This window comes from Maribacter sp. Asnod2-G09, from assembly GCF_045063795.1.
Taxonomy (GTDB): Bacteria; Bacteroidota; Bacteroidia; order Flavobacteriales; family Flavobacteriaceae; genus Maribacter.
Genome location: NZ_JBEFOA010000005.1, coordinates 1,048,084 through 1,070,132, shown reverse-complemented (window position 1 = coordinate 1,070,132; position 22,049 = coordinate 1,048,084). Strand labels below are relative to the sequence as shown.

The 22,049-nt window shown below is 33.6% G+C and carries 16 protein-coding genes; 5 read left to right on the top strand and 11 right to left on the bottom strand.

Going from position 1 to position 22,049, the window contains the following annotated elements:
* Nucleotides 1–19: 19 nt before the first annotated feature.
* Together ACJJVT_RS16565 and rpiB are read right to left on the bottom strand one after the other, a co-directional pair.
* Nucleotides 20–463: a GNAT family N-acetyltransferase gene (locus ACJJVT_RS16565; protein WP_405400173.1), complete on the bottom strand. Its 444-nt coding sequence runs from the start codon at nt 461–463 to the stop codon at nt 20–22.
* A gap of 109 nt (nt 464–572) precedes the next feature.
* A complete protein-coding gene (gene rpiB, locus ACJJVT_RS16560) occupies nt 573–1,004 on the bottom strand; it encodes a ribose 5-phosphate isomerase B (protein WP_405400171.1) in 432 nt (143 codons plus the stop codon).
* Nucleotides 1,005–1,652: 648 nt separating this feature from the next.
* On the opposite strand from rpiB, the gene rnr reads away from it, so the two are divergent.
* The 3 genes from rnr (at nt 1,653) to ACJJVT_RS16545 (ending at nt 5,297) form a co-directional block, all read left to right on the top strand.
* Nucleotides 1,653–3,845: a ribonuclease R gene (rnr, locus tag ACJJVT_RS16555; RefSeq protein WP_405400170.1), complete on the top strand. Its 2,193-nt coding sequence runs from the start codon at nt 1,653–1,655 to the stop codon at nt 3,843–3,845.
* Between the two features lie 87 nt (nt 3,846–3,932).
* Nucleotides 3,933–4,613 (top strand): head GIN domain-containing protein, encoded by a 681-nt coding sequence (locus ACJJVT_RS16550; RefSeq protein WP_405400168.1) that lies wholly within the window; start codon nt 3,933–3,935, stop codon nt 4,611–4,613.
* 3 nt (nt 4,614–4,616) lie between these two features.
* Complete coding sequence (locus ACJJVT_RS16545) at nt 4,617–5,297, top strand: LysE family translocator (RefSeq protein WP_405400166.1); 681 nt, start codon at nt 4,617–4,619, stop codon at nt 5,295–5,297.
* A 47-nt stretch (nt 5,298–5,344) separates the two neighbouring features.
* Here ACJJVT_RS16545 and ACJJVT_RS16540 read toward each other — a convergent pair whose 3' ends face one another.
* The 5 genes from ACJJVT_RS16540 to ACJJVT_RS16520 form a co-directional block, all read right to left on the bottom strand.
* Complete coding sequence (locus ACJJVT_RS16540) at nt 5,345–5,851, bottom strand: OmpH family outer membrane protein (RefSeq protein WP_405400164.1); 507 nt, start codon at nt 5,849–5,851, stop codon at nt 5,345–5,347.
* A 238-nt stretch (nt 5,852–6,089) separates the two neighbouring features.
* Entirely contained in the window at nt 6,090–6,926 is an 837-nt protein-coding gene (locus ACJJVT_RS16535) for a class I SAM-dependent methyltransferase (protein ID WP_405400162.1), read from the bottom strand.
* A gap of 65 nt (nt 6,927–6,991) precedes the next feature.
* Nucleotides 6,992–8,860 (bottom strand): tRNA uridine-5-carboxymethylaminomethyl(34) synthesis enzyme MnmG, encoded by a 1,869-nt coding sequence (mnmG, locus tag ACJJVT_RS16530; RefSeq protein ID WP_405400160.1) that lies wholly within the window; start codon nt 8,858–8,860, stop codon nt 6,992–6,994.
* Nucleotides 8,861–8,865: 5 nt separating this feature from the next.
* Nucleotides 8,866–9,285, bottom strand: coding sequence for an rRNA maturation RNase YbeY (gene ybeY, locus ACJJVT_RS16525; RefSeq protein WP_133685797.1), 420 nt, complete (start codon nt 9,283–9,285; stop codon nt 8,866–8,868).
* The gene (locus ACJJVT_RS16520) at nt 9,278–12,772 is read right to left on the bottom strand and encodes a hypothetical protein (RefSeq protein ID WP_405400159.1); all 3,495 of its coding nucleotides are present in this window, start codon (nt 12,770–12,772) and stop codon (nt 9,278–9,280) included. The genes ybeY and ACJJVT_RS16520 overlap by 8 nt, the downstream gene beginning before the upstream one ends.
* Nucleotides 12,773–12,962: 190 nt before the next feature.
* Here ACJJVT_RS16520 and gltX point away from each other — a divergent pair, with 190 nt between their 5' ends.
* Nucleotides 12,963–14,471 (top strand): glutamate--tRNA ligase, encoded by a 1,509-nt coding sequence (gene gltX / locus ACJJVT_RS16515; RefSeq protein ID WP_405400158.1) that lies wholly within the window; start codon nt 12,963–12,965, stop codon nt 14,469–14,471.
* A 30-nt stretch (nt 14,472–14,501) separates the two neighbouring features.
* Here the strand turns inward: gltX and ACJJVT_RS16510 are convergent, their stop codons facing one another.
* The 4 genes from ACJJVT_RS16510 to ACJJVT_RS16495 all read right to left on the bottom strand — a co-directional run bounded on the left by ACJJVT_RS16510 (nt 14,502) and on the right by ACJJVT_RS16495 (nt 19,491).
* Nucleotides 14,502–14,897: an ACT domain-containing protein gene (locus ACJJVT_RS16510; protein WP_405400157.1), complete on the bottom strand. Its 396-nt coding sequence runs from the start codon at nt 14,895–14,897 to the stop codon at nt 14,502–14,504.
* A 112-nt stretch (nt 14,898–15,009) separates the two neighbouring features.
* Nucleotides 15,010–15,981 (bottom strand): 23S rRNA (adenine(1618)-N(6))-methyltransferase RlmF, encoded by a 972-nt coding sequence (gene rlmF / locus ACJJVT_RS16505; protein WP_405400156.1) that lies wholly within the window; start codon nt 15,979–15,981, stop codon nt 15,010–15,012.
* Between the two features lie 42 nt (nt 15,982–16,023).
* Nucleotides 16,024–16,602, bottom strand: a complete 579-nt coding sequence (locus ACJJVT_RS16500; RefSeq protein ID WP_405400155.1) for a PepSY domain-containing protein — start codon at nt 16,600–16,602, stop codon at nt 16,024–16,026.
* 120 nt (nt 16,603–16,722) lie between these two features.
* On the bottom strand, nt 16,723–19,491 hold the full coding sequence (locus ACJJVT_RS16495; RefSeq protein WP_405400154.1) for a M14 family zinc carboxypeptidase: 2,769 nt from the start codon (nt 19,489–19,491) through the stop codon (nt 16,723–16,725).
* Nucleotides 19,492–19,744: 253 nt separating this feature from the next.
* Here ACJJVT_RS16495 and katG point away from each other — a divergent pair, with 253 nt between their 5' ends.
* Nucleotides 19,745–21,988: a catalase/peroxidase HPI gene (gene katG / locus ACJJVT_RS16490; RefSeq protein ID WP_405400153.1), complete on the top strand. Its 2,244-nt coding sequence runs from the start codon at nt 19,745–19,747 to the stop codon at nt 21,986–21,988.
* Nucleotides 21,989–22,049: the final 61 nt, after the last annotated feature.

Sequence of the window (22,049 nt, the reverse complement as noted above, 5' to 3'; positions counted from 1 at the left end):
CCGCTAATTGCGGACTTTTTTATTTTTTGATCATTTCTAAATGCGGTATACCGTCTTCTAGATATTCTTTTCCTGTGGCATTAAATCCTAAATCAGTATAAAATTTGGTTAGGTATTTTTGAGCTGAAATTTTTATTTCATTTTCAATAAAACGTTCTTCTACAGCTTTAATAGAAGCTTCCATAATTACTTTACCATAACCGAATTTTCTAAAATCTTTATGTACTGCTACTCTGCCAATACTCGCTTGGTCAAAATAATCGCCTGGTTTAAAAATTCTTGTATACGCTACTACCGTATTGTCTTTAAATCCGATGATGTGTAAAGCTTTACCATCTTTGCCATCTAAATCTAAATAAACACAATCTTGTTCTACGACAAAAATATCGCTTCGTAATTGTAGTACTTTGTACAGTTCTTCAATATCGAATTCTTTAAAACCAATTACTTTAATATCTAACATGAGTTTGCTTAATTAATTAGATATGTTCATATCTATAACCTAATAAATATTTGATTATTAATTAGTTGTAATAACTATTTTGGGTTATCAACATAGTTATAATAACTATCTACTGAAGTGGAATCTTTTCAATTCTGCGTTCATGTCTACCTCCATCAAAAGAAGTGTTTAAAAACGTAGAAACCATTTCAAGTGCTTGAGGTAAAGAAATATACCTCGCCGGTAAACTTAATATATTGGCATCGTTGTGTTCTCTAGCTAGTTTCGTTATCTCTTTTGTCCAACATAAGGCAGCTCTTACATTTTGTTGTTTATTAGCGGTCATACAAGCCCCATTACCACTACCACAGATTAAAATTCCATAATCGGCAGTACCATTTTCAACATCTAATGCCACAGGGTGCGCAAAATCAGGATAATCAACACTATCAGTACCATCTGTACCATAGTTAATAACTTCAACATGTATAGATTTAAGTAAACCTATAATAGCTAACTTGTATTCTGTACCAGCATGGTCATTACCAATAGCTATTTTCATATACTTTATATTTAAAGGTTATTAGTTCAAGGTTTATATCTAGTGGGGGTAGAACAAAACCATGCTAAAGGTACAATAATCAGGCATTCACAACAAAAAACGAGGGGTTCACAACAATTGTTGTTAGATCAGAAATTAAAATTGTTAATTAGTATGTTATAAGCAAGATTACTTAATGCATAAATTGTTTAGAAAAAGTTGCTTAAAAATTTGGTTATTAAAGTTAACATCTGCTTACACTTTTAATCTTCTGAAGACGAATTTAAATATTAGAAACTATTAGAGGATTTTCATCAAATTAACAACCCTAGTTAACATTAAAATTACATTTAGTTATTAATAAATTCATGTTAATAGCACTTATAAACCACGTTTAATAACTTCTCAAAATACTGATTTTCAATTGTAGATTAATATAATAGGTTGTCAACAAGTATTAGTATCTCATAAAGACAAGTAATATTGAAATAAGTTATTCTAGATATTAACAAGCTATAATAACCATTAATATTTAATTTAATTTAAAAGAAAAAATGTCTAATATGATATATATGTTAATAACAACTCGTTTACTTAACTTTTCAATAAGAAGTAGAATAACAGCTAGTGGATTATAATTCGTAATTTTCCAATAAATTAAAAGTTTAAATGTCGAAGAAGAATAAGAAGGCGAAGAACCATAGAAAGAACGAAATTACAAGAGGAATTTTTACCGTTCTTGAAAAGGAGCCAAATAAAAGTTTCAACTATAAGCAGATTGCTGCTAAAATTGATATTACAGATGCTCAAGATAGAAATACCCTCATTAAAAGGTTAACTGAGCTTAAAGAGAAAAAAAGAATTCAAGAAATTGACAGAGGTCAGTACAAAGTTTTAGAAGATACAAAGTCTTACCACGAAGGTACTGTAGATGTTACCGGTAAGGGTAATGCCTATATCGTTGTTGATGGTATGGACGATGATATCTTTATACCTGCCAATAAATTAAATAAAGCTTTTCATAAAGATAAAGTTGAAGTATATATCTATCCCCGAAAGAAAAGTAAAAAGCTTGAAGGTGAAATAGTTAAAGTACTTGAAAGATATAAAACAACTTTTGTTGGTATTGTTGATATGCAGAAGACTTTTGCATTCGTAAGACCTTCAGATTTTAGAATGTATACCGATATTTTTGTTTCAAAGGATAAATTAAATGGAGCAAATGATGGTGAAAAGGTTTTAGTAGAAATAACCGATTGGCCCGATGATGTTGATTCTCCTTTTGGTAGGGTTACCGAAGTTTTAGGTATACCTGGTGAACATGATACTGAAATTCATTCCATTTTAGCGGAGTATGGTTTACCATATTCTTTTCCTGCAGATGTTCAGAATTTTGCAGATGGTCTAGATACCAGCATTAAAGAAGAAGAAATTAAAAAACGTAGAGATATACGAGATGTTCTTACGTTTACCATTGATCCAAAAGATGCTAAAGATTTTGATGATGCATTATCGTTTCAAAAATTAGAAAATGGTAATTATGAGATAGGTATACATATTGCCGATGTTTCTCATTACTTACAAAAAGACACCATTTTAGATGATGAAGCTTATGAAAGAGCAACATCTGTTTATTTAGTAGATCGTGTGGTACCTATGTTACCAGAAGTACTTTCTAACAATGCTTGTTCATTAAGACCTAATGAAGAAAAATATACTTTTTCTGCAATTTTTGAACTAGATAGCAATGCGATTATAAGAAATCAATGGTTTGGACGAACTGTAATCGATTCTAACGAACGTTTTGCATATGAAGAGGCTCAATATATCATTGAGAATGGTAACGGCAATATACCTGAAGATATATCGATAAGAGAAGCTGCATATAGCGTTTCTAAAGATGTTGTAGAGGCTACGCTAGAAATGGATAGGCTTGCTAAAATAATGCGCTCTAAACGTATGGATCAAGGTGCGCTTTCTTTTGATAAAGTTGAAGTTCGTTTTAATCTTGATGAGAATAGCGAACCGATCGGTGTTTATTTCAAAGAATCTAAAGATGCGAATAAGCTGATTGAAGAGTTTATGCTTTTGGCAAATAGAAAAGTTGCTGAATTTATTGGTAAACAAAAACCTAAAAAGACATTCGTTTATAGAATACACGATGATCCAGACCCAGATAAGTTAATGGCTTTAAATGGTATCGTTTCTAAATTCGGACATAAATTAGATTTTAAGGATAAGAAATCTATAAGTTCTTCTTTAAACCAATTACTACAAGATGTAAAAGGTAAAAAAGAACAGAATATGGTAGATACGCTTACGATACGTAGTATGAGTAAAGCGATTTATACTATAGATAATATTGGGCATTATGGATTAGCTTTTGATTACTATACTCATTTTACTTCTCCGATTAGAAGATACCCAGATGTAATGGTGCATAGATTATTACAGCATTATTTAGATGGTGGTAGTTCTGCAAATGCTGAAGAATTTGAGAAGAAATGTAAGCATTCTTCAGATATGGAATATTTAGCATCAAGTGCTGAACGTGATTCTATTAAGTACATGCAGATTAAATTCATGCAGGACCATAAAGATGAAGAATTCCGCGGAGTTATTAGTGGTGTTACCGAATGGGGAATTTATGTTGAAATCATTGATAATAAATGTGAAGGCATGATTCGTATAAGAGACATCAAAGGAGATTATTATATCTTTGACGAGAAGCAATATGCTATTGTTGGTGAACGTACCAAGAAGACATATACCTTAGGTGATGAAATTACTGTTATGGTAAAAAGCACCGATTTAGTGAAAAGGCATTTAGATTTTGCTTTGATTCCAGATAGTAATAAATAATTTGGAATAGATTTTGGTATAAGAAGCCTGAATTAAGAATACATTTCAAAATTGAAATGTATTCTTTGAAAAATTACACAGAAAAGAATGAAACAAGTTTTACTTATAATGTTTCTCTTAGGATGTCTTTTGGTTACTGGCCAAGATAATGAGGTTACCCAAAACTTAGAACCTTTTAAAGAGTTGAAAGTTTTTGATGGTTTATCTATCAATCTTATTAAATCTACAGAAAATAAGGTTGTTATTACTGGTGAGAATACTAGTAAAGTAGCCATTGTTAATAACGAAGGTGTTTTAAAAATACGGATGCAAATCGGTAAAATATTCAGTGGTTATAAAACTTTTATAGATTTATATTATGCTGCAGATATTTTAGTTATTGATGTCAATGAAGATGCGAGAATTGTTACAGAAAATATCATTAAACAAGATATTTTAGAACTAAAAGCTCAAGAGGGTGGCGAATTAATTGTTAGTGCAGAAGTAGAACAAATGTTAATAAAGTCAGTCTCTGGTGGAGTTATAAGAACAGCAGGTTCTTCAAATCTGCAAGATGTTCAAATTAATACTGGTGGTGTATATGAAGGTAAAGGCTTTGTTACCAACTTTTCTACTATTAATGTAAATGCTGGTTCAAGGGCAGAGATTAATGCAAAAGATTATGTAAAGGCAACTGTTAAAGCTGGTGGAGAAGTTCTTGTATTTGGCGATCCTAAGAAACTTGAAGAGAAAACGGTATTTGGTGGTACCATTAAAAGAATGCAATAGTACATGTTAGAAGATATACAGGCAGCAATTCCTTTGGGCTTTTTCCTAAGCTTTATGGTTGGGCCGGTTTTCTTTGTCTTGTTACAAACTAGTGCAGTAAAGGGTTTTAGAGCTGCTATTACATTTGATATAGGAGTGCTACTAGCAGATGTATTATTTATTCTTGTAGCTTATTTTAGTAGTTTTCAACTTCTTGAAAATTTAAGTAATCAACCAGGTCTTTATGTTTTTGGCGGAGTCATACTTTTGGTATACGGTCTTGTTACTTTCTTTAAAGTGGATAAAAAAGCAATACCTGTTGATTCTAAAAAGATTAGAAAATCTGATTACTTTGGTCTTTTTGTAAAAGGATTTTTACTCAACTTTATTAATATAGGTGTACTTGTATTCTGGTTAGGTATTATTATAATTATTGGTCCTACTCTAGATAATCAACCTAATCGTTTCTTTACCTTTTTTGCAACTGTACTACTCTCCTATTTTGTTACTGATATTTTTAAAATTCTTTTAGCCAAGCAATTAAAACGTAAGCTAACGCCAAGTAGAATTGTTTATGTAAAAAAGATAATCGGAGTTATATTGGTGATCTGTGGTATCGTTCTAATAGTAAAAGGTTTTCTACCTAAGGATCAGTTTAATATAGAACATGAATTAGAAAGATTTGAAAGTAATTCTATAGAATAAAAAAAGCCGGTCATTGACCGGCTTTTTAATTGAAGTAAATAATAGTTTTATTTCTTGTACTTATCGTTAAGCAACTTTACTATTTCATCAGTAAGATCGTTAGCGTCTTTACCATAAAGAACACTACCACCATCTCCACCACCTAAAATATAAGTGTAATTGTTTGTCTGACCGTAAGCTTTAATTTCTTCTTTTACTTTAGAAACTATGCTGTCCATTTCAGTTTGGCCTTCCATTTGTAATTGTTGATCTTGCTGTTGAAGTTGTTGACCAATAATTTGACCTCTCTGTTGCATTTCTGCATATTCTTCTTGAGCTTTTGATTGAGACATTTTTTGAGCTTTAGTTTGAAAAGCTTGTGCCTCAAATTGAAAAGCTTGAGAAATACTATCTCTAGTTTTTGCTAAAGCATCTGCTTTAACTTTGAATTTAGATTCAACATCAATTTTTTGTTGATACTCATCCATCAATTTTACGTTATCTACGTATCCGATTTTTTCTTGTTGGCAAGATGCTAATAATGCGATAGCGAAAATTAAAATTAGGTTTTTCATTTTTTCATTTTTATGTCGTGCAAAAGTAATAAAGCTTTTAGAATGAAAATATTTTAAAATCTATATAAATGATGAGATTTAAGTAAACATAGAAATATCCTATCGTATTTATTTATAATATCGATTTTACTTATTTTAATGACTTATTTTAAAGTATATTTAAGGGATTATTATGATAATTTAAATATAGTATATGATTTATGCTATAAAATCTCTTAAAACGTCTCTAAATAGCTTTTTACTCTTTTTTTAGCACATATATTAGAGAAGAATACTCAGTAGATTTCTTCGCCTTCATATTTGAGATAAATCCTCTGTATAATGCTTTTAAGTAATTTGAAGAACCAGATTTATATTTTTCTGATAATAGTGATACATAATAAGAATCGAAGTACATTGGTAGCGTTTTGACTACTTCGATTTTTTTATTTTTAAAAATACTTCTTATTGCATTCTGTGAAAAATGCCATAGATGTCTTGGGGTATCATAGGCAGCCCAAAACTCTTTGTAGTATTGAGCGTCATATGATTTGTAATTTGGAACAGCTATTATGAGTGTACCATTTTTATTTAAAAGAGATGCTATCTTATTTATCTGCTTGTCTAAATCTGGTAGATGTTCAAGTACATGCCATAGAGTTATTACATCAAATTTTTGATTATTTAAATCATCTAATGATTTATAAATTTCTAGTTTTTTATCTATTGCTTTTTTTCTTGCACTATCGTTCAACTCCACCCCTACTGTTTCCCAATTTTTGTTTTTTGCACTAATTAGAAATTCTCCTGTTCCACATCCTATATCAAGTAATTTTTTTTCGTCTATGGTATATTCATTTATCAGCTTTACTTTATTATTTAATGTGTATTTTTTTACAGTTTGATAAATTTTTTCAAGTAAACCATTTCCACTATCGGAATGTGAAATATAGTTATTTGGGTCGTAGTATTTTTCTAAATCTTGGGGTATAGGTTTTGTAACTAGCATATCAGTTTTAGAATCATATTCTAATTCAAATGATTCTAGAGTTACAAGAAAATCTTTTGTCGAGATTTTTGAAATATTGTTAGGCATGACTTAATTATGAATGTTGAAATTGATCTTATAAATTTTCATTGTTCCACGTGGAACAATTTGCCCTACCTTCCAAGAAAAACTAAAAGTACACTGATGTCACTCGGAGTAACTCCACTAATTCTTGATGCTTGAGAAATGGTAACTGGTTGAATTTTTGTCATTTTTTCTCTTGCTTCAAAAGATAAAGATTTCAATTGTGAGTAATCAAAATTAGGGGGAATCTTAACTGCTTCTAATCTATGAAGTTTATCAGCATTCAATTTTTCTTTTGCTATGTAGCCAGAATATTTTATTTGTACCTCTGCTTGTTCAAGAATTTCACCATCGAATTTATTTTGTTCAACAAATTCAGATACTGCACCTAGTTGAAGCATGTGGTCCATAGTAACATTTGGTCTTGAAAATGCTTTGTACATTTTATCAGACTGTTTTACTAATGATGAATCAACGCTTTCGAAAATAGGATTTATGTCTTTTGGTAGTACACTAGTTTCTCTAAAGAAGTTAACAAGAGCTTCAGACTGTTCTAGTTTTTGCTCCATTCTTTTCATTCTTGAATCTGTTGCAAAACCTATAGCATGGCTTAAAGGTGTTAATCTTAAATCAGCATTATCTTGTCTAAGTAATGTTCTATATTCTGCACGTGATGTAAACATACGATATGGTTCTTCTGTACCTTTTGTAATTAGGTCGTCAATCAATACACCAATGTAAGCTTCGTCTCTTTTTAGTATTAACGGGTTCTCTTCTTTAATTTTCAGATGTGCGTTTATTCCAGCCATTAATCCTTGCGATGCTGCTTCTTCATATCCGGTGGTTCCATTTATTTGTCCGGCGAAATATAAATTTTCAACTAGCTTAGTTTCTAGTGTATGCTTTAATTGTGTTGGCGGAAAGTAGTCGTACTCTATCGCATAACCTGGTCTAAAGAATTTTACTTTTTCAAAACCTACGACAGAACGCAAAGCTTTGAACTGAACATCTTCAGGTAAAGAAGTTGAAAATCCATTTACATATACTTCTACAGTTTCCCAGCCTTCTGGTTCAATAAACATTTGGTGACTATCCTTATCAGCAAATCTGTTTATTTTATCTTCAATAGAAGGGCAATATCTTGGACCAATACTTTTTATTCTACCATTGAACATTGGTGATCTGTCAAATCCTTCACGTAACAAATCATGAACCATTGCACTTGTATGTGTCATGTAACAATCACGTTGGTGTGCTAATGGTTTTGTATTTGTATAAGAAAACTTTTCAGGAATTGCATCTCCAGGTTGTACAATCATTTTAGAATAATCTAATGATCTACCATCTACTCGTGGTGGAGTACCGGTTTTCATTCTTCCACTTTCGAAACCTAATTCAACCAATTGTTCTGTAATTCCAGTTGCTGCTTTTTCTCCTGCTCTACCTCCACCAAATTGTTTTTCACCAATATGGATAAGTCCATTTAAGAAAGTACCATTAGTTAATACAACTGCTTTTGATCTTATATCAATTCCTAAAGAGGTTTTTACACCAACAACTTTATGATTTTCTACCAACAATCCAGAAACCATTTCTTGATAAAAGTCTACGTTCGGAGTACGTTCTAACATTAAACGCCACTCTTCTGCAAAACGCATTCTATCGTTTTGTGTTCTAGGACTCCACATTGCAGGTCCCTTAGATTTGTTAAGCATCTTAAATTGTATGGCGGATTTGTCAGAAACTATTCCGCTATATCCACCGAGTGCATCGATTTCCCTAACAATTTGTCCTTTTGCAATTCCACCCATTGCCGGGTTACAAGACATCTGTCCTATATTTTGCAAATTCATGGTTACTAATAAGGTTTTTGAACCCAAGTTTGCAGCTGCTGCTGCCGCTTCTGCACCGGCGTGTCCTCCGCCAACTACAATTACATCATATTCTTCTCCAAACATATTTTCTATTGTTCCACGTGGAACAGCTTTATTTTTTCTTCTTCTTTAGCGCGCATTTCGGCAGTAGCTGCATCCGATTTATCCGAATAACCCATAAGATGTAAAACCCCATGAATCATTACGCGTTTTAATTCATTATCAAATGAAACATTAAACTCTTTTGCGTTTTCTTTTACGCGGTCAATTGAAATGTATAGGTCGCCCGACACATTTTTTCCTGACACATAATCAAAAGTGATAATGTCTGTTAGATAATCGTGTTGTAAGTAATCTTGATTTATTTTAAGCAAGTAGTCATCACTACAAAAAATGTAGTTGAGTTCAATTATAGAAAACCCTTCGGTATTACAAGATTTTGTAATCCATGAATCGAAGTTATTTTCAGCTACAAGTTTAAATTCTGTTAGGTAATTGTAATTAATCATTTGCTTTGAAGTACTCTTTAACCTTAGATTGAAAATTTTGCCGCAAAGGTAAGCTTTGCCTATTTAAAATTTCAACTTCATTACGATAATTATCTAATAATGAGGGTTTAGTAGTAATAGGATTTGTGAAGTCTTTGGTATTCCTATTACTTTCTCGCTCAGATTTCTCTCCTTGCTTAAGTGCTGCATTCTCTAATTTCAACAATTCATACTGTATAGTATTGGCTTTGTTGATGGTACGTTGTGTTATTCCATTTTCTAAAAGATCGTTCTCAAAATCTTCCATCTGTTTGATCAATTTTTGACCCAATTTTTGATCACCAGAATTAATCATATTTTCAAGTTGTTTTTCTAATTCTTGTCTTAATTTTTGTTGATTTTGATAGATTTCATATATTTCTTTTAGTTCATTTTCACTCATTGCGCCTTGCCCTTGTCCATTTGTGCCATTAGACCCATTATTTCCTTGCCCGTTTTCTCCACCCTGTCCATTTTCACCATTTTTCCCACTTTTTCCTTCTCCATTTTTTCCATTTTCCCCGTCATTTCCACTCTCTCCTTCTTTTCCGTTAGTGCCCTGTTTACTACGTTCGCCTTGTTTTCCACCTTCACCACTTTCTCCATTTTCACCCTGTTTACCTTCCCCACTTTCACCTTCTTTTCCTTCACTTCCAGATTTACCTTGTTGACCCATTTTTTCACCTAATTGCTGTTGTCCTTTGATGATATCTGGTAATTGAAAACCACCTTCGCTTTGTCCAGAACCTTTGCCCATTTGCATGCTCGAATTCATATTTTCCATTACTTCTGCTAAAAAATCTGCAAGGCTATTTGCTGCTGTCAAGACATACTTCTGATGAGAAATTCCTTGAAACATTTGACCATCTGCCATGGTTTCTAAAGATTTATCAATGTTATAATACACTTCGGTAATTTGTTCATTCACAAATTCTGAAAGCTCAGCCTGTCGAAGTGATAATGCAAAAAGACTATCATCAACATGTTCGAATAAACCCTTTAATTGATTCTGATCGCGCACCGTTTCAGAATATTGAGTAGCATCTTGGTCTTCTCTGGCTGTTAGTCTGTCATATAAAGTTTCTTGTTTGAATGAAAATATGATAAGGTTATCAAGAATTTGTCTCAGCATTTCTGCATCTTCAGTTACAGATGAACCACCGCCTCCACCAGAAGATGATTCGCTAAGTTGTTCACTCATTTCTTTCATTTTATCTGAAGCAGATTTTTGCTTTTTATTTGCGTCAGAACTGGTTGGTTTATTCTGGTCTTGAGAGGTGTTTTTTTCAAGTTGTTCTAGTGCCTCTTTTTGGTCTTCTTTTACCCCCTCTTTTTTACTTTTATCAATATTTATATCAATTGGTTTTTTGAGCTTGTCATTGTCCTTTTTTAGGTCATCTATTTCAGCTGAAATTTTATCAAATTCTTCATTTAGTTTCTTCTGGTTTTCAGCGGTATTATTTTCATTTTTTTGTTCTGAAAGTTCTTCTTGTCTTTTGGCTAATTCTTCTAAATCGCGTGCAATCTGAGAAGCTTTTTCTGTAACATAATACCGTTTGGTTAATTCTAATAACTGTTCAAGGCTACGTTGACTGTTTTGTTGGTTTTTACCTAGTTCTTCTAGTTTCTTGGTAAGGTCTTCTTTCTTTATTTTATCAGCTACTTTATTAAGTTCTTCAAGGAGTTGTTGGTTTTTCTTAGCTTGCTCTTCTTGACGTTCTAAACGTTCTTTTAACAATTGGTTTAATTTGTCATCTTTATTTTCCTTATTTAAATTTTCTTTTAATTCTTTGCTGAATTTTTGCATCAGCTGTTCTTGCTGTTCTTGTTTTTTTAAATAGTCTTTTATTTGATTCTTGTCATTGAAATTAAGACTGTTTTTTTCTTTGTGATTTTGATTAATTTCTTCTAAAGATGCTTTCTGTTCTTTAAATTTTTGTAACGATTTATCAAGGTCTTTTATTAGTGATTGTTGCGACTCTAAATCTTTGTTTTTTAATTGATTTTCATCTAGCAATACCTGCTGGTATATTTGACTCTTTATGGTCTTACCATTATGTATAGCATCGTTGTCAGTAACCTCGAAATAAAAACCATAATTTTTGCCTTCTTTTAGTTCTAAACCAGAGGGGAAAGTGTAATAAAATTGCTCATAGTTCGAAGTTGATTTCAATAGGTTTATACTATTCTTTTCTTCTTCTTTTCCAACTTCAAAATACACAACATCTATTTTTCTTAAACCATAATCATCTGTTGCATTACCAGTATAGTAAGATACATTCGGATTCAAACTATCTAGAACTTGGTTAACCTTGATAGTAGGGTACCCATCTTTAATTACTTTAAAGTTGTAGGTTAGACGTTCGTAGTCTTCAACATTTTTGTTGGTGGTTGTTAGCTCATAATTGAAATCATTGTAAATACGTTTTACCAGTTCGAACGTATTATTTTCTTTTGTTAGCTGTAGTATCGTGTCTTTTGTGGATAGATTAATCTTATCGGTATTTTCACCGTTTATTTTCCATTGTATTTTGGTTCCTTCAGGTATTACAGCGTTTCCCGTACTTTTTATACTTTCATTTGGCTTGTTTAGATATGAAGGATATGTAAGATTCATGGTGAAATCTAAAATGGAAGGCGTCTCTAAAGCGGTAAGTGTATATTCCCTAGAATTTACCTTATTTGCTGCGAATTTAAAGTTTGTTGTAGTTATCGGTGGTGTAAATTCATATTTATAGAAACCATTGTTTTGTTGCAAAAGAATCTGTTTGCCATCTATTTCTATATATACATTTTCAGGTTTTACTTCACCTTTTGTTGCAACCTGTATGGTAAAGGTTTCATCTTGTAATATTTTCAAATTATCTGATAATAATTCGAATTGGAATGGTGCTGGCTTTTCATATGCCATTTCATAGTTCACTACCCGTTCATAAGTACCAAAAAAACTGCTCCAATTTCCTGATATTAACAATAAACCTATTATGGCAATCGGAACTATAGCATACTTCAAATATTTTAAGGAATCTTTAAAGTCAATTGCATTCGAAAACGGAATTGGGTCTAGCAGTTTTGATCTTTGGTTTATACTAGCGAGTAATAATTCTGATTGTTCTGGGTCGTTTGCCAGATCTAATAAATTAGTAAGTTTATCTCCTACTTCAGGAAAATGCTTCCCAATCATTTGTGCAGCATCTTTTGGTCCGATGCCCTGTTTTAATTTAAATAAGTAGAAAATTGGGGTTAAAATGTATTTGAAGAGTAGAAATAGTTCAACAGCTATAAAAATTCCGAAAAGTATCATTCTTCCGGTAGTGTTCATCCATAGAAAATATTCTATCCCTAGAATCAATAAGAAAAACAGTAATCCGAAGGCAAAGAATAATAATATACCTTTCAGTAGAACTTGAGAGTAGTGTTTCTGAATAAACTGATTTAATCGGTCTAAAATGTGTTTATAGTCTTGCAATTGTTCTTTTTTATACCAAGATAACGGATATCACCTATGTTTGTTGGGAAATATTTGTTAAATCAAAACACTGTGTATTTGATAACTACGCATCTAAGTGTATTTTTTGAGAAGATGATATTAAATCCTGTTTGTAAATTTTTAGATACAAAGTAGCGGTTATGTATCTTTGTGGACTTATATAAAAAGTATGTCGAAGAAAGTTCGTGTTCGTTTTGCCCCTAGTCCTACTGGGCCATTACATATTGGTGGAGTTCGTACTGCCCTATTTAATTATTTATTTGCTAAAAAACATGGCGGAGATTTTATTCTTAGAATAGAAGATACCGACCAGAATAGATATGTTGCAGGTGCTGAGCAATATATTATTGATTCTTTAAATTGGTGCGGAATTCCTTTTGACGAGGGAATAGGTAAAGACGGCGGATTTGGTCCATATAGACAGAGCGAGCGAAAATCTTTGTATAAAAAATACGCTGATGATTTAGTTGAAAGCGGTAATGCATATTATGCTTTTGATACTTCTGAAAGTTTAGATGGTCATAGAAAAGACCATGAAGAAAAAGGTAAAACCTTTATTTACAATTGGCATAATAGATTAAAGCTTGATAATTCATTGTCTTTAATGCCCGAAGAGGTTAAAGCCAGGTTAGATAATGGCGAGGATTATGTTATTCGTTTTTTAACTCCGCCAGACGAAACATTACACTTACAAGATTTAATACGGGGCACAATTAAAATTGATACCAATGTTTTAGACGATAAGGTATTATTTAAGAGTGATGGTATGCCAACCTACCATTTGGCAAATATTGTTGACGATCACTTAATGGAAATTAGCCATGTAATTCGTGGTGAAGAATGGTTGCCTTCTATGGCACTACACAAGCAATTGTATGATGCTTTTGGTTGGGATGCTCCAGAATTTGCGCATTTACCGTTGATAATGAAACCGGTAGGAAAAGGAAAGTTGAGCAAACGTGATGGCGAAAAAATGGGATTCCCTGTTTTTCCTCTTTCTTGGAACGAATCTGTTGGGTATAAAGAATCAGGTTATTTTTCTGAGGCGGTTATAAATTTCTTGGCATTATTAGGATGGAACCCTGGTACGGAACAAGAATTATTTTCTTTAGATGAATTGGTAGAAACCTTCAGTCTAGACCGTGTAAATAAATCTGGAGCTCGATTTGATCCAGAAAAAACCAAATGGTACAACCAGCATTATCTTCAAGAAACTGCTGATAATGAGTTGGCTAAGTTATTCTTACCGACAGTAAAACAGCATATTTCTGATGATGACAAACTAGATTTAGAGTATGTTACCAAAGTGGTTACGCTAATAAAAGAGCGCGCAATTTTTGTTTCTGATTTTTGGGACTTAAGCGATTATTTCTTCGTAGCGCCTAATGAGTATAATGCGAAAGCTGCAAAAAAACAATGGAAAGAAGATACCGCTTCAATCATGAACGATCTTATTTCGGTATTAAGATCCATAGAAGATTTTTCTTCTGAAAACAGCGAAACCATTGTAAAATCATGGATTGGCGAGAAAGAATTGTCTTTTGGAAAAGTGATGCCACCTTTACGTCTATTCTTAGTTGGTGATATGAAAGGACCACATATTTTCGATATTATGGCCATGATCGGTAAAGAGGAAAGTATCTCTAGAATAGAAACAGCTTTAAATAAATTGGGATAAAATAAAATTTTCAGGAAAATGAAGGAGTCTTTATTTTCCTGAAAATTCACTTAAAACTTCCATTGCTTTTTTTGTGTCTTTGGTTGAAACAAAAATATGGTCATGATAATATGCCGCAACAACATTGCAACTGATATTATGTTTTGTTAGTGCTGTAGAAACTGCAGCTGTTAAACCAACAGCATCTAATGCAGAATGAACGGTAAGTGTAATCCAAGATGCAACAAATTCGTATTTAAAATTTAATTCATCGGCTTTTGCTTGTTCTAAGATGATGGTTATACCTTCTTTTTCTTTGAACTCAAATAAAATATTTTCCCTAGAAATATGCGGAATATCTTTTACAGATATAAAAACATAATTCCCTTTGTTCAAACTAGGTTTTAAAGTCCTTAAAAGTATATTTAAATCGGTTTCTCCTGCCATTTTAGCGTTTTTGCTGAATTTTCAAAAAAATTTCGACCCTTCGGGTCAATTTACCAAATAGGACCGCTTAAAATACCTCCTTTGATGATTAAAAAAGGTCCGCGGCAAAATTTCATTCGTTTACCCATCTATCTACTGCCCAAGATTTCATTTCTGCGGCCGATAAAAATGTCCAAGCAATTATTCTACTTAGTTTATTACCCTGCCCCATTGGTGTAGTTTTGTGCTCCACAACTCCTACTTTTTCTAATCTATCATAAAACGCACGTAGGTTAGATTGCTTTGAAACCAAAGTTGAAAACCAGGCACAATTTTTAGAATATTGCGCACTTTCATTGATCATATTAAGTACAAATCGTTTTTCTCCGCCATCTGTCCAAAGTTCTCCACCTTGACCGCTAAAATTCAGCTCGGGTTTCTTGACCCTTTTTTTCTTTAGATTACTTAATTTTCTAAGTGTTCCGGCTTCCGCTTCCGCTTGTGTAGCATGAAATGGTGGGTTGCAGATAGTTAAATCTACTTTTTCATCGGTATTTAAAATTCCAGAAAATATATGTTCAGGTTTGGGTTGAAGTCGAAATTCGACTTTACCATGAAGAGAAGGGTTTGACGTCACAATTTTTTGTGCTGCTTCTATCGCCTTTGGGTCTATATCAGATCCTATGAAAGACCAACCGTAAGCATTATTTCCAATTATTGGGTATACACAATTAGCTCCTACTCCAATATCTAGGCATTTAATTTTATCGCCTTTAACGAAATTTCCATCGTTACTGGCCGCCAAGATATCAGCAATGTGGTGAATATAGTCTGCTCTTCCTGGTATAGGAGGACACAAGAAACCATCTGGTATATCCCAGAAGTCTAGTCCATATTGAGAAATTAAAATTGCCTTATTCAGGGCTTTTACAGCAACCGGATTAAAGAAGTCTATTGTAAAATTTCCGTATTTATTTTTAGTTACAAACGGCTTTAAATCAGTATTTACTAGTTTAAGCGCTTTAAGATCGTAACGACCGGTATGTTTGTTTCTTGGGTGTAAAGTTGGTTTTTCTAAACCCTCTTTTTTCTTTTGGTCTGCCATAATTATTGAGCCTTATTAAGACCCCAAAGCTAACCTTAATTTTTAAGCCGTTGTTTTATTTTTTCGCATGCGCTTTGGTCCATACCATAACCAAAAGCCAGTTACTGTAAAAAGCAGAAGGGCAAGACCCATTACTGTGGTGTAAAATACTTTAATTTGATTATTGCTCGTGCCTACATAATCGTCTAAAATTGAACCATCATGTAATTGCTCTATAAGGTCAGAATATCGGAGATCAGCATGAAGTAATTTGCCAGTTGCCCCATCTAACTGTAGCCCCCAAAGATGATCTGCGTATATAAATTTGACCATCCCTTTTTCTTTTCTGATGTCAATTCTATCAATTTTAGTGGATAATTCTTTAGATACGTTTTCTAAAAGATAGGTATTAGCGAGCGTGTGTAAACTATCAATAGGTAACCAATGTTTTAATTCTGTAGAAGTGCCTTCATATGATTTTGATAGAATTACTCCTCCGCTGTGTTTTTTCCATCCCAAAAGAAGTCCGGTGATAGAGATAATAAAGAAGAAAATGAACAAAGCCGCACCAGTGGCCCTATGTACTTTTCTAAAAATACGCAGCCATTTTGCTTGTCTTTGTCTTTTGGTGATTTTAGGCATTATTTTGGGTCGGTTAACGGGCAATATAGACAGATTTACGAAACAGTTATTAGAAGGATTTGTTAAAATAAAATGTTTAACATTTAAGGGCTCTTTATAACCTGCAATCCTACTATTTAGTTAATTTGAAATTTGCTTTTGTTCTTCGGATTTGACCTCAAGTTCTTTTTCTGTTTTTTCGTCTTCTGTAGTAGACCAATCTTCTAATACTTCATGATTTCTTGCAACGTCATTTGTATATAATAATGCATTGAATAAAGTTCTATACGTACCCATTGATTGACCTCGCCATTGTGGCTGAAATCCAAAAAGAACGACATGCCCGTTTTTATAATGAACATCTACGGCTGCTGCTTTATCGTTCATGTATTCTTCACCAACTAAATAACCTGATAATAATGGAGATCCTTTTTCTTGATATTTAGACAGTATTTCACCTTCAAATCCTTCAAGTGTGTTGAATACAGGGCTACCGAAGACGAATACACTAGATTTTTCGGGCATACCCGCCATAACTGGATGTAGATTATTATTGGTTACTTCTAGGATAGAACCACCAGTAAAAAACTCATTTTTCTTTAATTTTTCTACACTATTCTCAATTGGTAAATGAAGTTCTTTTATTGCAAAATCTGTACTCTTATTTAAACAAATCAATGTGCCACCAGTACTAACAAAAGCTTCTATATTTCTGACTCCCAAACCTTTTAACCCTCCAGTATATTGTGGTGGAGCCATTCCTTTTTGAAAGCCATTTTCTATAGTTCCCGGTTTTTCTGAAGCCATAAGAATTACATCAAATTTCTCATTTAAGTTGCCATTATTGATATCGGCATTTCTAACGACAGTATATGGTATTTTAAAATTATCTAGAAGCCATCTTGTCCAACCCATATCCATACTAGCTTTCCACGGATCATAAACAGCGATTCGAGATGTTATCTTGGTTTTAGGTTTACTTGAAACTAATCTTGCGTTCAAAGCATATTCATTCACCCATTTTTGCATTTGTGACTTTGATGTGTTGCTTATGGCATAGGTTTGTTTTTTTGAGTCGTAACAAACGGGAATATTTTGACTCAAAGCATCGCCAATAACCCGGAATGAATTATTTTCTTTCGGATTGATAACCATGGTACTTCCACTACCTTTTAAGGTTCCCGGTAACGGTTTAATGCCTGCGGCAACTTCGTTGGTGTCAAAACCCGCACCGCCAATAAAATCTGTTTTGCTTAAATCGATATCGTTATTATAATTTTCTGGTATAGCGCTGCCTTTTATTGGGCTTAAGCTAGAATATACCAATTGTGATAAAGGTGTCATAGCTGCAATAACCTCTACCTCCATTTGGTATGGTAATGTCCAGCCTGCTGCATCATAAGGTTGTTCTAATGGTCCGTCGGGTGATTCTCTTAAATCAGGATATTCTTGAATGTCGATTAGTTGTCTGGCTAATTCACCAAATTCTTGGGCCATAGGTATTACCCAAGTTCCTTTAGGGTAATCATTGCCTTCAAATGAAACATCGGTATCTAATTGAGAAATTTTAATACCGTTGAAGGCTAATCTCTTTAGAAATTCTACGGGGCGAACAGGATCACGTTGTTTTTGTTTGATGAAATAGGCATAGGGTGGCTCTTGTTTATATTTTTCAATTGTTGCGGTACCTGCTTGATATTTATTAAACAATAAGGTTTCTTTATATTTAGCGGCATAATCTAAAACCGCTATTGAGGCGGTTTCCATATATTTCACTGCATCACCTAAACGCCACCATCCGCCTTTCCACGGGCTAGAATACAACGATTCTACTCTTAAGTCTGCTCTTTCTTTCGGAAAATCCTTAATGGTATAAAAATGCGGAGTTGCAAATTTATATAGGGATGTTTCTGTCCAAAATGATGGTATGTTCTGCATCATTGGCATGTAATCAATATAACCTGGGTACCAAGCATCAAAACCTTTACCCATGTGTACTGCACCAGGCAGACCTTCAGTTTCTAATTCTTGTGCCATAGCCATACCAATCATATTTACTTCTCTTGCCATTAATGGAGGAGTTTGGGGTGCAACGGGTTCTGCAAAAGGCGGTAACCATATTCTAGTAGGAAAAGGAGATGATTGATGATGTACATGTATAATACTTGGTTCCCACTCTCGCCAAACACGACCAACAACACGAGATTCTAGCTGATTCAACATATATGCATCACGATTATTATCATGCCCAACATACTTTTGGTATAACCATGGTGTAGTTGCTACTTCATAAGGTGTACCTACATTACCTAGATACCAGTTGGCAATAATATCTTGCCCGTCTGGGTTTAGTGATGGCCAAAGAACTAGAATAACATTTTCAAAAATTGCGTCGTACTTCTCTGTTTTTGCATTTTTAACTAGGTCATATGCCAAAGTAAGTATATGTTGTGCACCCGCTACTTCAGAGGCATGCAGCCCACCACTAATATCTACGATAGCTTTTCCTTCTTTTGCCAACGCTTTTGCCATTTCCTTTGTTAGATTTTCTGGATGTGCTAACTGTTGTGAAATAGATTTGTAGTGATCTATTTTTTCTAGATTTTGAGGAGTAGAAATTAATACATATTGCCATTCTCTTCCTTCAGATGTTTTTCCGGCAGACTTTATTTCTACCATATCACTAGCTGCAGCTAATTTTTCAAAATAAGAAATAGATTGTTCGTAAGTAGCAAGGTTAAAGTCCGACCCAATTTCAAAGCCTATAACATTATCTGGGTTAGGTATGTCTTGAGCAATTATATTTTGTAAAAAACAACAAACTAAAAATAGGTACTTTAAATAGGTGTATTTATTTAATAAAGTCGATGACTTTTTAATAGAATATTCCTTTGAGGAAAATATGTTCATTAGTTTGAGTTGTTAGTTTGTCTTACTAAATTATTAAATCTTAGGTATTTCGATTTAAATTTCACTCATATGTGTTTATCTTTAGGATATTCTGATTTTGAAAGGATTAAAAAACATATATGACAATAAAATAGTAAAGTAAAAAGTACAAGGATATCTTACTATAAATATTATTTATGATAAATTAGTTTATCATAGACACAATACTAATAGTTTTACATAAAATTAAAAACAACTTAAAATTTATATAATCATGAGTAGTACTAACGATAAAGGTGAAGCTTGGGATGTTAATGATCCCGCTGCAGCGAATTGTCCATTTTTAAATGGCGAAATGCATCAAGCAGCTGGTGGCGGAACAACGAACAGAGATTGGTGGCCAAATATGTTGAATCTTAATATACTAAGGTTGCATTCGAAAATGGCAGATCCAATGGACGATGATTTTAATTATACCGAAGAGTTTAAATCTTTAGATTTAGCTGCTATTAAGAAAGATTTAACCGATTTAATGACTACTAGTCAAGACTGGTGGCCTGCTGATTACGGGCATTACGGACCATTCTTTATTCGTATGGCTTGGCATAGTGCAGGTACATATCGTATATCTGACGGTAGAGGTGGTGCAAGTGCTGGTAACCAACGTTTCGCTCCATTAAATAGCTGGCCTGATAATGCTAATCTAGATAAGGCAAGATTATTATTATGGCCAATTAAGCAGAAATATGGCAAAAAGATTTCTTGGGCAGATTTACTAATTCTTACAGGTAATGTTGCTCATGAAAGTATGGGCTTACCAATGTTCGGTTTTGCAGGTGGTCGTGAAGATATATGGCAACCAGAAGAAGATATTTATTGGGGGTCTGAAACTGAATGGTTAGGAAACAAAGAGCGTTATGATGAAAAAGGAGATAAATTAGAAAATCCTTTAGGTGCTGCACACATGGGATTGATTTACGTAAACCCAGAAGGGCATAATGCAAATCCTGATCCTTTAGAAGCTGCACATTACATAAGACAGACATTCAAAAGAATGGCTATGGATGATTATGAAACTGTGGCCTTGATTGCTGGTGGTCATACATTTGGTAAAACGCATGGTGCTGCAGATCCGGAAAAATATGTAAGTGCAGAACCTGCAGCAGCTGATATTACTGAACAAGGTTTAGGATGGAAGAGTAGTTTTGGTACCGGTTCTGGTGCTGATACAATTACGAGTGGTATAGAAGGTGCTTGGACACAAACACCTACAAAATGGAGTCATTACTTCTTTGAAAACTTATTCGGATTCGAATGGGAATTAACAAAGAGTCCGGCTGGGGCTTGGCAATATAAGCCAGTTGGCGATGCAGGTGCTGGTGAAATGCCAGATGCACATATTCCAGGAAAGACACACCAACCGTTTATGTTGGTTACAGATATGTCTTTACGTATAGATCCAGCTTATGAAGAAATTTCTAGAAACTTTTTAGAGAATCCAGATGAATTTAAAGATGCATATGCAAGAGCTTGGTATAAATTAACGCACCGTGACATGGGGCCTGTGGATCGTTATTTAGGTCCTGAAGTTCCAAAAGAAGAATTACTTTGGCAAGATCCAGTACCAGCGGTTGATTTTGAATTAATTAATGATGACGATATCGCAAGTTTAAAGAAAACAATTTTGTCTTCAGGTCTTTCGACTTCAGAGTTAGTTGCTACAGCCTGGGCTTCTGCATCTACTTATAGAGGGTCAGATAAGCGTGGTGGTGCCAATGGTGGTCGTATTCGTCTAGCGCCTCAAAAAGGGTGGAAAGTGAATAACCCTACGCAATTAGCTAAGGTTACTGCTATGTTAGAGAAGATTCAGAAAGAGTTTAATGATAGTCAGTCTGGTAATAAGAAAGTTTCTTTTGCCGATTTAGTTGTTCTTGCAGGTACGGCCGCTGTTGAAAATGCTGCCAAACTAGCAGGATACGATACTAAAGTAGCATTTAACGCTGGTCGTACCGATGCGACACAAGAGAAAACAGATATTGAAGCTTTTGATGCACTTGAACCACTTGCTGACGGATTTAGAAACTATACCAATAGGAATATTTCTATTCAGCCAGAAGAATTGTTAATTGACAAAGCGAACCTACTAACCTTAACTGCACCAGAAATGACTGTATTGGTTGGTGGACTTCGTGTACTTGGCGCTAATTATGATGGTTCTACTAACGGAGTTTTTACCGATAAGCCCGGGTTGCTTACCAATGATTTCTTTATTAATCTTTTAGATATGGGTACTACTTGGAAGGCAGTTTCTGATGATGACACTGTATTTGAAGGTAGCGATCGTAAAACGGGAGCTGTTAAATGGACAGGTACTAGAGCAGATTTAATATTTGGTTCTAATTCAGAGTTACGTGCTTTAGCCGAAGTTTATGGTACAGAAGATGCGAAGCAGAAATTTGTTCGCGATTTTAGTAGAACTTGGACGAAGGTGATGAATTTAGATCGTTTTGATATCTAATAGATACATTGAATTATATAAAAGGGAGCTCATTTGAGCTCCCTTTTTCTTTTATGTATAG